This is a genomic window from Acidovorax sp. sif1233, from assembly GCF_019218755.1.
Classification (GTDB): Bacteria; Pseudomonadota; Gammaproteobacteria; order Burkholderiales; family Burkholderiaceae_C; genus Acidovorax.
This window is the reverse complement of sequence record NZ_JAHUWZ010000002.1, coordinates 190,047-204,520: the sequence shown is the minus strand read 5'-3', so window position 1 is coordinate 204,520 and position 14,474 is coordinate 190,047. Positions and strand designations below refer to the sequence as shown.

Annotated in this window: 12 protein-coding genes; 4 read left to right on the top strand and 8 right to left on the bottom strand. The window is 61.2% G+C overall.

Translation table 11 applies throughout. From position 1 onward, the window contains the following. Positions 1–13: 13 nt before the first annotated feature. The 6 genes from KW843_RS08325 to KW843_RS08300 form a co-directional block, all read right to left on the bottom strand. Positions 14–2,080 carry a PAS domain-containing sensor histidine kinase gene (locus KW843_RS08325; RefSeq protein WP_218294672.1) on the bottom strand — a complete coding sequence of 689 codons (2,067 nt, stop codon included), beginning with the start codon at positions 2,078–2,080 and terminating at the stop codon, positions 14–16. Between the two features lie 97 nt (positions 2,081–2,177). Beyond that, positions 2,178–3,383 (bottom strand): MFS transporter, encoded by a 1,206-nt coding sequence (locus KW843_RS08320; RefSeq protein WP_255591468.1) that lies wholly within the window; start codon positions 3,381–3,383, stop codon positions 2,178–2,180. A gap of 187 nt (positions 3,384–3,570) precedes the next feature. Beyond that, positions 3,571–4,524, bottom strand: coding sequence for an ABC transporter substrate-binding protein (locus tag KW843_RS08315; RefSeq protein ID WP_218294671.1), 954 nt, complete (start codon positions 4,522–4,524; stop codon positions 3,571–3,573). A 190-nt stretch (positions 4,525–4,714) separates the two neighbouring features. Further along, positions 4,715–5,767: an NAD(P)-dependent oxidoreductase gene (locus KW843_RS08310; RefSeq protein ID WP_218294670.1), complete on the bottom strand. Its 1,053-nt coding sequence runs from the start codon at positions 5,765–5,767 to the stop codon at positions 4,715–4,717. Next, positions 5,764–6,918 carry an acyl-CoA dehydrogenase family protein gene (locus KW843_RS08305; RefSeq protein WP_218294669.1) on the bottom strand — a complete coding sequence of 385 codons (1,155 nt, stop codon included), beginning with the start codon at positions 6,916–6,918 and terminating at the stop codon, positions 5,764–5,766. Before KW843_RS08305 ends, KW843_RS08310 begins: the two co-directional genes overlap by 4 nt. Then, positions 6,915–7,736 (bottom strand): class II aldolase/adducin family protein, encoded by an 822-nt coding sequence (locus KW843_RS08300; protein WP_218294668.1) that lies wholly within the window; start codon positions 7,734–7,736, stop codon positions 6,915–6,917. Before KW843_RS08300 ends, KW843_RS08305 begins: the two co-directional genes overlap by 4 nt. 784 nt (positions 7,737–8,520) lie before the next feature. Between KW843_RS08300 and KW843_RS08295 the strand changes: the two genes are divergently transcribed. The 3 genes from KW843_RS08295 (at position 8,521) to KW843_RS08285 (ending at position 11,386) form a co-directional block, all read left to right on the top strand. Further along, on the top strand, positions 8,521–9,204 hold the full coding sequence (locus KW843_RS08295; RefSeq protein ID WP_218294667.1) for a 2OG-Fe(II) oxygenase: 684 nt from the start codon (positions 8,521–8,523) through the stop codon (positions 9,202–9,204). Between the two features lie 114 nt (positions 9,205–9,318). Then, the gene (locus tag KW843_RS08290) at positions 9,319–10,137 is read left to right on the top strand and encodes an ABC transporter permease (protein ID WP_218294666.1); all 819 of its coding nucleotides are present in this window, start codon (positions 9,319–9,321) and stop codon (positions 10,135–10,137) included. Then, entirely contained in the window at positions 10,127–11,386 is a 1,260-nt protein-coding gene (locus KW843_RS08285; RefSeq protein ID WP_218294665.1) for an ABC transporter ATP-binding protein, read from the top strand. The genes KW843_RS08290 and KW843_RS08285 overlap by 11 nt, the downstream gene beginning before the upstream one ends. Positions 11,387–11,409: 23 nt before the next feature. Here KW843_RS08285 and KW843_RS08280 read toward each other — a convergent pair whose 3' ends face one another. Further along, positions 11,410–12,333 (bottom strand): bifunctional 2-polyprenyl-6-hydroxyphenol methylase/3-demethylubiquinol 3-O-methyltransferase UbiG, encoded by a 924-nt coding sequence (locus KW843_RS08280; protein WP_218294664.1) that lies wholly within the window; start codon positions 12,331–12,333, stop codon positions 11,410–11,412. Then, on the bottom strand, positions 12,330–13,706 hold the full coding sequence (locus KW843_RS26990) for a glycosyltransferase (RefSeq protein ID WP_370627854.1): 1,377 nt from the start codon (positions 13,704–13,706) through the stop codon (positions 12,330–12,332). Before KW843_RS26990 ends, KW843_RS08280 begins: the two co-directional genes overlap by 4 nt. A 308-nt stretch (positions 13,707–14,014) precedes the next feature. Here KW843_RS26990 and KW843_RS26985 point away from each other — a divergent pair, with 308 nt between their 5' ends. After that, positions 14,015–14,305, top strand: a complete 291-nt coding sequence (locus tag KW843_RS26985; RefSeq protein WP_370627845.1) for a cyclase family protein — start codon at positions 14,015–14,017, stop codon at positions 14,303–14,305. Positions 14,306–14,474 lie beyond the last annotated feature (169 nt).

The window sequence follows — 14,474 nt, the reverse complement described above, 5'->3', positions numbered from 1 at the left end:
CCGGCGATGGCCCTCAGGCGTCTCGCGGGCCGTGCCCCATCACCGCGTTGACCTTGCCCACCAGGGTCTGGGCATCGAAGGGCTTGACCAGCAGCTCCATCTGCGCGCCGAGGAACTGCGGCGTCATGGCCGCCTGCTCGGCATAGCCCGTCATCAGGATGACCTTGATGGACGGAAACTTCTCGCGCGCATAGTCGGCCACCTGGCGGCCGTTGGGGCCGGGCAGGCCCACGTCGGACACCAGCAGGTCAAAGTGCACCGCCCCCGAGAGCAGGGCCATGGCGGCGCTGCCGGTGGCGGCCTCCATCACGTGGAAACCCATGTCACGCAGCAGTTCCACGGCCAGCGTGCGCACCGTGTCGTCGTCTTCCACCACCAGGGTGGAATCGGGGCGGCGCGCGCTGGAGAGATTGGCCACCGGCTCGGGCAGCTCGGCCATCGCCTCGTGCTGCGACCGCATGAAATACAGCGCCACGCTGGTGCCCAGCCCCACGGCGCTGTCCAGCACCGCAAGGCCGCCGGACTGGCGCATGAAGCCGTAGATCATCGACAGCCCCAGCCCCGTGCCCTGCCCCAGCGGCTTGGTGGTGAAGAACGGATCGAAGGCGCGCGCGATCACATCGCCCGTCATGCCGGTGCCCGTGTCCCGCACCGTCACGCGCACGTAGTCGCCCGGCTCCAGCCCCGGCGTGGCCTGCGCGGTGGCGGCGTCGGCATGCACGTTGTCGGCCGCGATGTACAGCGCACCGCCGCCCGGCATGGCATCGCGCGCATTGATCGCCAGGTTGACCACCGCGCTCTCAAACTGGTGGGCATCGGTCAGCGCGGGCCACAGATCCTGCGGCAGGTGCAGCTGCAGCGCGATGTTCTCGCCGCACGTCGTCTTGAGCATGGACTCCAGCCCGCCCAGCGAGGACACCAGGTCCACGGGCCGGGAATCCAGCGGCTGGCGGCGCGAGAACGCCAGCAGGCGCTGCGTGAGCGACGCCGCCCGCTTGGCCGCCGCCAGGCCCGACTCGATGTAGCGTCCCACCTCGTCATGGCGCCCCTGGGCAATGCGCTGCCGGATGAGCTGCAGCGGCAGCACGATGCCCTGCAGCATGTTGTTGAAGTCGTGGGCGATGCCGCCGGTGAGCTGGCCCACGGCCTCCATCTTCTGGCTCTGGCGCAAAAGCTCCTCGGCGTTGCTGAGCGCCTCCTTGCGCAGGTGCTCCTCGGTGGTGTCGCGGCCCACGGCCTGGATGAAGCCCTCGCTGGGCACGGCGGTCCAGGCGATCCACCGCTCGCCGCCGTCGCGATGGCGGTAGCGCGCGGTGATCTGGCGGCGCGTGGGCTCGGTGGCCAGCAGGGCCATTTCGTCCTGCACCTGCGCCATGTCGTGCCCATGGGCGAAGGCCGCCAGCGGATGGCCCACGGTCTCGGCCTCCGACCAGCCCAGCGTCGCGGTCCAGGCGGGATTCACGGCGGTGATGGTGCCGTCCAAGCGGGCCACCAGCAGCACGTCGTCCGAGAGCTGCCACAGCCGGTTGCGGTCGGCCGTGCGCTGCGCCACCTGCTGCTCCAGCGACGCCGCCACATCGCGCCACTGGCGCAGCGCGTTGAACTTGCTGGTGGTCTCGATCACGGTGTCCAGCATGCCCACCACCGCGCCGTGCTCGTCGCGCACCGGGCTGTAGCAGAACGTGAAATAGGCCTGCTCGGGGTGGCCGTAGCGGTTGACCTCCAGCGGGAAATCCTCGATGAACGTGGCTTCGCCGGCATAGGCGCGCTCGGCGATGGGACCGATGGTGGGCCAGGCCTCGCTCCACACATCCTTGAACGAGCGCCCGAGCGCCTCGGGCTTGTTGCCCAGTATCAAGCGGAACGCATCGTTGTAGATGGTGGTGAACTGCGCCCCCCAGACCAGGCATGACGGAAAGCGCGACGCGAGCAGGGCCTCGACGCAGTAGCGCAGCGTGGCGGGCCATGCCTGCATGGGCCCCAGCGCGCTGCCCGCCCAGTCGTAGCGGCGCACCTTCTCGCTCATGGCGCCCTCGGCGCGGGGAAATGGCAGCACGGTGGCGGGCGGGGAATCGTTCATGGTGGATGGGGCGCGGCAGCAGCAGGGGCTGGCGCCCAGGCACAAAGTGCATGCAGTCTACAGGCGAAGCGCCACCGCTTCGCGAACCCCGGCACCCTCAGGCACCCGCGACGGCGCCGCGCCGCTGCACCCGGCGCGACACCAGGAAACCCAGCACGAAGATCCCCAGCGCCGCCACCGAGAACACGGGCGGCAGCCACCCCCGGTCCACGCTGAACGCCACGGCGAGCACCCCGAGGGACTGGCCCAGGAACAGCAGGCACGCAAACAGCGTAACCGCCGTGCCGCGCGCCTGCGGCGCCATCTGCGTGGCCTGCACCTGCAGCGTGTTGTGCAGCATGTAGAAACCGATGCCCGCCAGGAAACACCCGAGCACCGCCCACGCCACCCACGGCGCCCAGGCCAGCAGCAGCAGGCCGCTGGCGATCAGGGAGGCCCCGGCAAGCGCCAGCCCCTGTTCGCCGAGCGCGGCCAGCCACCGGCGGGCGAACATGCTGTAGAGGAGCCCGCCCACGCCATAGAGCACCATCGCGCCACCAGCCGCCGAGGCCGACAGGCCGAAACCGTCGACCAGGCGCGCGGGCACGAAGGCCAGCGTGCCAAAGGCCAGCGCCCCCTCGATGGACACCACCGCGAGCACCCAGCGCACGCGCGGCATGCGCAGCAGGTTCCGGGTGCTGGCCAGGTAGGCCGCCAGCGAGAACCCGGCCCCCGGCTCCTGCGCGCCCGCGGGGTGCGCCGCTGCGGCCCCGCCGGCCCGCAGGCGGCGCAGCAGCAGCACCGCCGCCGTCATGAACAACACCGAGAGCACGGCGAACGCGCCACGCCAGCCCAGGGTTTCGGTGGCAAAGCCGCCAAACCACTGGCCGGCCATCATCCCCGTGACGGTGGCCACCATGAGGCGCGCCAGCGTCTCCTGCCGCTGCCCATAGTCCACCTCGTCACCGATCCAGGCCATGGACAGCGGAATGATCCCCGCCGCCGCCGCCCCCATGGCCGCACGCGCGACCACCAGCACGGTGAAGCTGGGCGCCAGCGCGGTGGCCGCGCTGAACACCGCGCAGGCCGACGTGGCGCCAATGATCACCTGCAGCTTGCCCAGCCGGTCCCCCAGCGGTCCGTAGACGAGTTGCAGCACGCCATAGGCCACCGCGAAGGCCGCCACCACGGCGGAGGCATCGCCCGTGGTGACATGGAACTCATGGGACAGGGACACCAGCATGGGGTCGCACACGCGCATGGACGCCATGCTGCAGAAAGCTGCCAGGCTGATGAGCCGCAGCATCGTCGAAGAAGAGGTCATATGACCCGATTGTGGGGCGGCGCGCGCCACGGTGCAGGCACACCCGCCAATGGCCCGCAAACCGCCGCGCGGCCCTTCGCCGCCGGCCGCCCGGTGGTTCGGACGAATTCACCGGCCAGCACCGGCCCGCGCGGCATCCGCGCCCAGGGGGCGCCGGACCTGCCCGACAGACACGCCTGCGCGGGCCTCAGCCCTTGGCCAGGTTGAAGCTGGTGTCGAAGGTGCCCCGCACATCCAGCCGCTGCTTGATCAGGCCGGCCGCCAGGTAGAAGTCGGCCGTCTTCTGCTGGTCCGCCAGCACCTGGGCGTCGATGTCCTGCCAGCGCGTGGCGCGGCGCTCGAACTGCAGTTGCGCCGCGTCGGCCGGGATGCCGATGATGCGGGCGAGCGACTGGCCGAACGGCTTGGCGTTCTGGTAGGACCACACCTGGGCGCGCGCCACGCGCTCCTTGAAGTCCTGCAGCACGGCGCGCTTTTCGGCCAGCGCCGCGTCGGTGGCGGCCAGGAAGGACAGGCCCGTCCACAAACCCCGGCCGCTGACCAGCACGCGCGCATGACCGCTGGTTTCGGCCAGCGCGGTGTAGGGCTCCCACGTGGCCCAGGCGTCCACCGAACCCTGCGTGAGCGCGAGCTTGGCGTCGGGCGGCGGGATGAAGCGCAGTTGCACGTCGTCGGCCTTGAGTCCGGCGGATTCGAGCACCTTGAGCGTGACGAAGTGGCCGATGGAGCCGCGGTTGGTGGCGATGCTCTTGCCCTTGAGGTCGGCAGCCGTCTTGAGCGGCGAGTGGGGCGCCACCAGCACGGCGGTGCCGTACGCATCCGACCGGCTGGCCGCAAAGGCCTTGACCCGGCTGCCCGCCGCCAGGGTGAACAGCAGCGGCGCATCGCCGATGGGCCCGAAATCCACGGCGTTGGCGTTGAGCGCCTCAGCCAGTGGCGCCGCGGCCGGAAACTCGCTCCACTTGATGTCGTAGGGCAGGTTCTTCAGTTCGCCCGCAGCGTCGAGCAGGGCCTGCAGCCCGCCCTTCTGGTCGCCCGCACGCAGCAACACGCGCTGCTGGGCATGGGTGAGCACGGGCGAGAGGAACGAACTGGCAGCAACGGAAGCGGTCAGCAGATGGTGGAATTGGCGGCGCAGCATGGTGGTGGGGTGTGAAAGGGGGTTGGCACTGTCGAAGGGACTCTGGCTTCCATTGCATCACCCGGCCCGCGCTCCACCAACGAAGCCTTGCGACCATCCATATGCGGTTTTCGCATGCTGGGCACTGGTCGCGTGCGGGCACCCTCCCCCGCCCGTGCCTTTGCAGCTACAACCCGGCGTGCGCTTGGGGTCAGTACCCGCGCGCCCCGTCCACCACGTCTTCCAGCGGCTCCCCCGCCACATGGCGCGCCAGATTGGCCACGAACTTGTGGGCCGTCAGCTGCGCCGCGCCCTGCGCCGCCCATGACACATGGGGCGTGATCCGCACGCGCGGGTGGCTGTACAGCGGGTGGCCGTCGGGCAGCGGCTCGGGGTCGGTCACGTCCAGCGTGGCGCCGGACAGGCGCCCGCTGTCCAGCCCATGCAGCAGCGCCTGCGGGTCCACCAGCGCACCGCGTGCAATGTTCACCAGGTGCAGCCCGGACCTGGCGTGCGCCAGGGTGGCGGCGTTGATGAGGTGGTAGGTCTGCGCGGTGATCGGCAGGGCCAGCACCAGGTGGTCCGAGGCCGCGAGCAGCTTCTCGATGGAGGGGGCGGTGCGCACACCATCGTCGCCCGGAACCTCCGCCCCGCCCCGGCGCAACACCGTCACCTGCATTCCGAATGCCCGCGCCAGCCGCGCCACCTCGCGCCCGATGGCGCCGTGGCCCGCGATGCCCAGCGCCCGCCCCTGCAGCGTGCCGGGCAGTTGCTGGTCCACCCGCGCAAAGGTCTCGCGCCACGGGCCGGCGCCCGACACCTGCAGCATGTCCCATGTGCGCTGGTGCGTCAGCAGCGCGGTCATCACGTATTCGGCAATGGGCACGGCCGCCACGCCCCGCGAGCAGGTCACCTGCGGCACCTGCAGCAGCCAGGGCGGAAAGAAGTCGATGCCGGCCGACGCCACCTGCACCCATTTCAACCGCCCGGGCCAGCCTGCGGGTGCGGTGGCCGGCGCATGGCGCCAGCCGTTGCGCGGGCCGGTGAAGAGGATGTCCACGTCTGCGGCGCGATCCCAGGCGGGCACGTCGGTGTCGTCGCCCGCCAGCACCACGGGCAGGCCCGCGACCTCCAGCAGCGCATCGGCCTCGGGGCCTGCCTGGTTCAGAACGATCCAGCGGTCGGCAGCTGCGTTGGCAACAACGTCGTCACCTGCATCGACAGTGTCTCTGCGAGGGTCGTGCGCAGCCAGCACCGCGCTCATGCGGCCCCCACGGCCAGCGCCCGGCGGCCCGCTGCGACGTAGGCGCTGTCGTCCTGTGGCGTGTGCACGCGGCCGCACAGCACGTCGCGCAGGTGGCGCTCCAGCGGGTTCTTGCGGGCCAGGCCGTGGTTGCTGGTCAGCTCCAGCGCGGCCTGCACGGCCTCGATGGCGTTGCGCGTGGTCAGGGCCTTCACCAGGCCGCTGTCCACGGTGGGCACCAGCGTGCCGGCATCGAGGTCGTGGGCCAGGCTGGCGATCAGGCGGTCGTTGGTGAGCAGCAGGCCTTCGATGCGGCCCACGGCCTCTTGCGCGCGGGGCAAGGTCGCCAGCGGCGCGCCCAGGCTGGCGGGCACGCGCTCGCGCAGGAACTGCACCAGCCAGTCGCGCGCGGCGCGTGCCACGCCGGTGTACAGCGCGGCCAGCATCACCGTCATCTCGGCCTGCATGGCGGGCTCGCCGCGCGCCCAGTCCTGCGGCAGACGCAGGTCCAGCGCGTGCGCGTGGGGTATCAGCACATCATGCAGGTGCACATCGTGGCTGCCGCTGGCGCGCAGGCCCAGGTGGTCCCAGGTCTCCGCGATGCGAATACCGGGCAGCCCCGCCCGCACCAGGAAGGCGCCCGTGCGCGGCGTGGCCTCGTCCGTGCGGGCCCACACCACGTACCAGCGCAGGATGGGCGCGCCGGTGGAATACACCTTGTGCCCGCTGATACGCCAGCCCTCGGCCGTGTGCCGCGCCACCGTGGCCGGCAGGCCGCCGCGCGCGGGCGATCCCAGCTCGGGCTCCACGCGCAGTGCGTTGATCAGCGACACCTCATGCACCGACTCATTCACCAGTTGCTGCGCCAGCGCCGGCGGCCAGGGCGAGCCGGGGCGGCCCATGCCGCGCTGCTGGATGTACTGCATGGTCAGCACCAGCGCCGTGGCCGGGCAGCCCTGGCCGATGGCGCCGACCACCTCGGCCAGCTGCGCGGCCGACGCGCCCTGCCCGCCCAGCGACCGCGGCGCGGCCAGGGCCAGCAGGCCGGCCTGCTGCAGCTCGGCGAAGTTGGCGTGCGGAAAGCTCCCGTCTCGGTCGTGCGCCGCGGCGCGCGCACCGAACTCCGCCGCCAGCGCGCGTGCGGCCTGCCCCCAGGTCAGTGGCGCATTCACTGCAGCACCTCGGGCTGGTCGCGCACGATGATGTCGAACAGGCTCTTGAACGCGAACTGCGCACCGCCCGGCCCGCCGATCTGCGCATGCGTGCGCAGCGCGATCTCGTGCGGGATGGGCTTGGGGGTGCCGGCGGCTTCGGCCAGCAGCTGGGCCTGGCAGGCGTTCTCCAGGGCGATGTACCACCACGCGGCAGCCTCCACCGACGGGCCCGCCGTCAGGATGCCGTGGTTCTGCAGGATCACCGCCTTTTGCGCGCCCAGGGCTTCGCCGATGCGAAAACCCTCATCGGTCTCCAGCACCACGCCGGTGAAGTCGTCGAACAGCGCGTGGTCTTCATAGAAGATGCACGAGTCCTGCGTGAGCGCATCGAGCTTGCGGCCCAGCGACGACCAGGCCTTGCCGTAGGTCGAATGCGTGTGCGCTGCGGCCACGATGTCGGGCCGCGTCTCGTGCAGCGCGGCGTGGATGGCGAATGCCGCGCGGTTCAGCGGGCCCTGGCCCACCACGATCTCGCCGGCAGCGTTCACGAGCAGCAGGTCGGACACCTTGATCTGCGAGAAATGCACGCCGAGCGGGTTCACCCAGAAGTGGTCAGTCCACTCCGGGTCGCGCGCGGTGATGTGGCCGGCCAGCCCGTAGTTGAAGCCCTGCTGCGCAAACAGCCGGAAGGCCACGGCCAGCGTCTCTTGCCGGTGGCGACGCTCGGCCTCGACCGTGGGGCGGGCCGCCGGGGCGTCGAACCAGTCCTTGCGCCGGGGCTGGGCGTTGGGGACAAGAGTGTGAATGGCAGGAGTGGGTGTGAGGACTGCAGACATGGGCAATGGCTTTCGGAAGCGGAGAGGGTTGGCAAAAGCAAGAGGCGGAAGAACGCAGCCACCTTAGAAGTCCCCTCCTGCTTCGCCAACGAAGAAATCCGCGTGACCACATGCGGTTTTTGCATGCCCCACAGGAACGTTGTCCAACTCTATCGCCAGCGTAGCGCCAGAGCCCTTTCGTTCTGCGGTGGACCAGCCTTGCTGGGCAATGGACTGCGATTGCCAATGGTGGCGCCCAGGCGCGATGCCACGGGGGATGGGCGGCGCGGTTATGCCCCACACGCGCCAACTCTTTCGATGAGCGCCGACTTACACGGATTGGGCGCTCTGACGTCAGGCTCCCGCCGCGTACCAAGGCCGTGCTTCGGACATCTGTGACTGGAGGGCGCCGGGATGGATGTGCGCACGGAACCGCTTAGCGCAGTCCCACCCATCCGGCGAACGAAAACCCGTGGAAATCCGGAGCGATTCAGCTGGCGGGTCAAAATGGCTCGACCTGAGCCCGTCAATCAAGCATGTCCATGGCCGCGTTCGCCTCTCATCCTCTCCTGAATGATCACAGCGCGGCAACAGCGGCACGCTTGATAGGGTCGGGGCACGGACAACGCCCCCTACTGAAAAATCCGGCGAGAAGGCCTTCACACAACCGTCGCACCGTGCGAATCTGCGGCCTCGGACGGGCGGCGAAGCGAAGTGCATACTGTTTCGACCGCGCGAAAAAACTCTCTTCTCCACGTTGTCAACGCTTCACCAACCTTCTCTTTTCATCATCAGTTATCAGACCATGATCGATTTTTCAAAAATTAGGGAATGTCGCATGAACACTCAGCCTTTTAGATGGGCTGAAATATCGAATCTCTATTCACAGGCCGATTGCGCTGCGCTTTCCGAAACCTATCCTCACGATCACTTCCGGACCATTGAGGCTTATGGAGGAGAGAAAGATTACCGGTATGACGCCCGTTCTCTGATTCCAATGGGCGAGCAAACCATATCGCATGCCGAATTCCTGAGTCTTCCATGGCAGCAACTGGCAAAAGACCTGCTTTCCACTGAATACCGGATGGCGATGTCGTCAATCACCGGCCTTGACTTGACTAGCCTTCCGATGGAGGCGCATGTGTACCACTATGGCCGTGGCGGGCTTCTCGGCCCCCATCGCGATCTTCCTGAAAAAATGGTTACCCATGTCTTTTATTTCAACCACAAGTGGCACCCCACGGACGGAGGTTGCCTCGCCATCCTCAATTCTTCCGATGCAAAAGACATTGCCGCCTTGGTGAATCCGGTCATCGGGAATTCAGCCACCTTTGTGAGGTCAGACAATTCCTGGCATGAGGTGACACGGGTTTCAGAGCGAGCCAGCCAATCCCGGCGGAGCGTGACTGTGACGTTTTATCAGCCTGGATCCGTCAGTTCAATGTGGCCCGCAGGCGTGGAGATGGAATTGCACGACTACGCAGCTTGACCTGCTTTCTCGCTCAATGCACAGTCATCTCTGGTTTCGCTAGTTTTCAATGAAGCATTGACGACAATCACCGGGACGCGGTTTTAACGCCAAGTTCGCAACCATTGGCAATACATGACCAGGCAGTCATTTTTTTATCTCGTCAATCTATTTATTCCCTGGACACACAGGGAACTTATCTTCTCATTAATTCAAAGAGAAATCCATTCCCGCTATCGAGGTTCTACTATTGGATTGATTTGGTCAATAATCAATCCTGCATTTACCCTTGCCGTCTACACGCTCGTATTCACAAAGGTATTTACAATTCGCTGGCCTGGGGGGAAGGAATCACCCATCGAATTTGCATTGCTTATTTTTATTGGCATGACAGTTTTCAATCTATTCTCGGAGTGCGTGCTCCGCGCACCAGCATTGATTGTCACCAATACAAACTACGTCAAGAAAATAAAATTCCCCCTTGAAGCCCTGCCCTGGATAAGCTTGGGTGTGGGCATTTTTCACATGCTTGTCAGTTCTGCCGTATGGTTGGCCTTCTATGGATTGACGATGGGAGCACCACCTGCATCCTGCATTATTTTTCCGGTCATTTTACTTCCTCTACTCCTCTGCATACTCGGGCTCTCCTGGATCCTCAGTGCTCTCGGTGTATATTTTCGGGATATTACTCATATTATTTCAGCGCTATTGCTGCCACTCATGTTCTTGACGCCCGTCTTTTACCCGACAAGCGCCCTGCCTCCGGAGTTGCATCAGGCGATGGGAATGAACCCCTTGGCGCAAGTGATTGAAAATGCACGCATGGTAATTTTTTGGGGAGGCATACCAAATTTTATTGAATGGGGAGAATCGGTTATTTTCTCCACTATCTTTGCAATATCGAGCCTCTGCTTATTTCAGAAAAGTCGCGAGGGATTTTCTGATGTCCTCTGAATTCGCCATTGAAGTCGAAAAAATCAGCAAATGCTATCAAATTTATGACAAGCCGCAAGACCGCCTACTGCAAATGCTACCTTTCGCTGGGCAGCAGCGGTTTCGCGAATTTTGGGCACTGAAAGATATCTCATTTCGCGTCCGCAAAGGGGAAGCCCTCGGTATCATTGGCCGAAACGGAAGTGGAAAATCCACCCTTCTTCAACTGATCTGCCATACACTTCGCGCCACGTCGGGGCAGGTTCTGGCTCACGGGAAAATCGCTGCTTTGTTGGAACTGGGTTCAGGGTTCAACCCAGAATTCACCGGCCGTGAAAATGTCTATCTTAATGGAGCACTGCTTGGATTGAAGCGGGCAGAAATAGATGCTCGCTTTGATGAAATAGCCGATTTTGCCAATATCGGGGATTTCATCGATCAGCCAACCAAGACATATTCGAGTGGAATGCTCGTACGCCTGGCATTTTCGGTATCCGTCTGCGTAGAACCCGACATACTGGTCGTCGACGAAGCTCTTGCCGTCGGTGACGCGTCTTTTCAATTCAAATGCCTGGGACGGCTAGAAAAGCTGGCAGAAAAAGGGACGACTCTGCTGTTTGTATCTCATGACATGAGCATGGTCAAGAGATTTTGCAACACCGCAATTTATCTCACCGAAGGAATGTTAAAGGCATCTGGAACCCCGGAGACAATATCCGAAATGTATTTGCTGGATATGCGAGATGAACAACGCCGGTGGGCCAGCGGCGGGAAGACATCGGTCGCTAGAAAAAAAGAACTGAACGAAGCCCGCATCGCATTTGGGACAGAAGAAGGTGAAATTATTTCAGCTAGGTTCACCAATACCGAGAGTCACTACTCATCATTTGCCTACGGTGAGACAATTGATATTGCCATCGGGTATAGGGTCAGCAAATCTGTTTTACTGCCGAACATCAGCATTACCATCCAGGAAGCCCGGCTGCTCGTGGTTGGCGGAAAAAACTTCGACCTCCCTTCCGCCAATGTGGAAAGCGATTGGCGAGAGGGAACCATTACTTTCCACTTTCCAGCGATCCTGGCGGCCGGTCGATATCACGTCACCATCAAGCTGATGAATGGCCGCACCGAAGAGACCTCGCTGCTGATTGACAAACAAGTAGGTATCTTGAGTTTTGACACAGTAGCTCACGGAAGCAATTCATTTCTTGGTATCGTCGATTTAGGAATCGAAGCAAGCACCCCGGTATCCAATACCCCTGACGAATGAAATTCTGCATCACCCTCATTCCGCTACGGAACCCGCACGACCCCAACCGCAAAATCAGTCGCAAAAAATTGATTTTCCAATAGCGTGTCTTCAATATCAAACAGCATCTGCAGCAGTGCCATTGAGCGTGAGTCAGTTTCTACAAAATTACCTGCGATTCCGTGCAGGGCGAATTGCAAAATGTTGCCCCCACAAGAATTAAATGCATGTTCAACAAAGTAATCAGACAGAACCGCACGGATATCTTGTGATCGAATTGCCTCGGAAGGGTCCACCCTGATCACGTCTGCTGGATCAGGAAGCTGAACCTTCAACTGTACTTTCCCAAAATGTTCCGGCTGAAATGATCGACGATATTCCGGAGGCAACAATCGGAATGCATTTTCAATGACCTCACGCTGGCGTTCTGAGAAAGCGAAGTGGTTCGCCCCAACATACTCATTAAAAAATACCCATCCCCCAGGCTTCAGGGCGACCCGAACCGACTCACAAACCGATTCCAGTTGCTTGATATGATGCAAGGAGCCATTAAACCAGACCGCATCGTAAATACTCTCGCCCAGCGGGGTTTCCTGAACATTCTGTACGTGATAGTTGATATTGGAAGCACCAATCAAATGCGCTTCCTTCCGGGCGATATCAATGGCACCGGATGCGATATCAATTGCGTCGCACTCGGAAAATGCATTCAGCCGAAAAAGGTCGCGCTCCAAGGTACCGCTGCCACAGCCAATGCTCAGCATTCTGGCCGAGGATGTCGAGCGGCGCAGGAATTCGCCCAGACAGTATTCCACCCACCAGCGATGATCTGTTCCCCTACAGGCAAGCCGCTGAAAACGCTGCTGAACAGCCGGTACAGCGAGCCAATAGACTTGGGGTGAAAAAGCATCTGAACTCGCCACATTCTTCGACCAATGGGCGGCGGTAATTTCGTCATCGGATTTCATTCCGTCTCCTGCCGATTGCGGTTGTGCGTGTGTGGCTTCCAAGCGCCCCATTTGCCTTCAAAGTAAGCCTGGTTTCTATCCCAGAGGGCCTGATACTCCCCTGTTTCAATCAATTTCCCAAACGATGCCTGCCCGTAATGATGAACAAAGGAATCTTCCGCGCACACTGTGCGATAGCCGGCAACGTGCATTCTTCGGCTGTAGTCATCATCCTCAAACATCCCAAGACCGAACATCTCATCCAGCGCTCCAATTTCATTGAAAACATCGCGCCGCATTGCCACGCAAAACATTGCAAGCATCGAGATGTCGAAATGGCGTCCAGCATGCGCAAGGGTATAGCGAGAAGCAAAGTCATGCATCTGTTCCAGGTTGAGGTAGTTTGTATCTATCTTTGCCTCATTTCCGATTGAATTGGTGACGGGCCCGACCATGCCTATATTCTCGTTCTGCAAGTGCCGAAGCATTGCTTCCAGCCAATCATTGGTGACCACAGTATCATTATTAAGCAATACGATATACTCCCCCTCTGCCAACGCAATTCCCTGATTATTCGCCGCTGCGAAACCTCTGTTGCTATTATTAATAACCACTTTTACCGTTGCGTGCTGGATCTGCATCTGTCGCAACATGTCTCCTGTACCATCAGAAGAAGCATTATCAACAACAATTACCTCATAGTTGGGATAAGTGGTCCGGGAAAATATGCTTTCGATACATTGTTTTGTGAGTTCGACGTTGTTATAGCTCACGATCACAATTGAGCACCTTCCATATAGCGCCTTGATGGCCTCATCGGTCGCAAGGTAGCGATGCCGCCAATCATTCTCTTTAGCCAGACCAATTCTTCGGCTCTTTAAATCCGGGTTACTCTCGGCCAAAGCTGTTTCAATTTTTTCAAGAAAATCCTCAAACTCAGAGGCGAAGTACACATAATCTTGATATATAGCCATTTCCTCAAGTGGCACGCTCACAACAGGCTTCCCCGCGCTCATGAATTCGTAGAATTTCACCGGATCGACCGCATGCGTAACCTTGTTCAACTTGAATGGAATAAGGCATACATCAAAGCCATGGAGATAGCGAGGCATGTCTTCATAAGGCTTTCGACCCGTGAGATGCACGTTGGGCATCCTGTCAAGCCCAGCCATATCTTTAACAAAACAATCGCCGACTAGCACAAAACTCCAATTGGGGCGATTTTCTGCCAAGAAACGCAGCAGGGAGAAATCTATCCAAGGAGCCAAGGCGCCGTAGAATCCAATAACTGGTGTTCCCAAGTGAGCAAGCAAGCCATTTTCCACACATCGGTCTGCAAAAAAATCATAGTCCACCGCATTTCGGACAAGGAGGCATTTTGTATTTTTTTGCATCCATTTTTTTTCCAGAATGGATGCCGTGACCGTTACCAAATCTGCATTTTTAACCAGTATTTCTTCTTCCTCTACAAGTTGCACTCCAATATCTGGAAAATCAGCCCATTCATCCATGCAATCATATTGCACACGCCAGGAACGTGATTTCTGCAGATCAATGGACAACGCCGTCCAGTAAGACAGATGAACAACAACCAAGGCTGCCCTTATTTCCGCATCAAGCGCCAAGCGGGAAAATGACTCGTTCCCAGCCCTTCGATTGGAAGGCGACATTCGCTCCGAATAGAAATCCTCATATTCATTAAATGCAAGGCTCACTTCGAATATTTTTTCGGCTACCTGCCTCAACTCATAGGGAGCGCCGCGCGCAGGCATTTTTGAGCGGACAATATAAAATACACGGTGACCATGGCCAGCAAATTGAGACATCATCTGCTGTGGTCTTTGATACCGGGCAGACCACTCGATATTGGCAAAACAAACAATATCAATTTTCCCATTGCATACCTTACCGAGCAGTGGCATGGCTGGTGCATGCTGGGATGGAACTCCCTGCAACTGATTGTTTATCGATTCCGCATGCAGCCTTCTTTTAAGGCGCCTTGGCAAAAGCATATTGCCAAGCGTACGGGCCAGCGTCGAACGGTCGGCCAGCAGATATATAAGATCGACAAGCAGATATTTCAGGCTTTTGCGACGCCACTCCGACGTCATCCTCGCGGCGTCAACCTCTTTTTTTAGCCAATCAATGGCAATGTCTCGAGA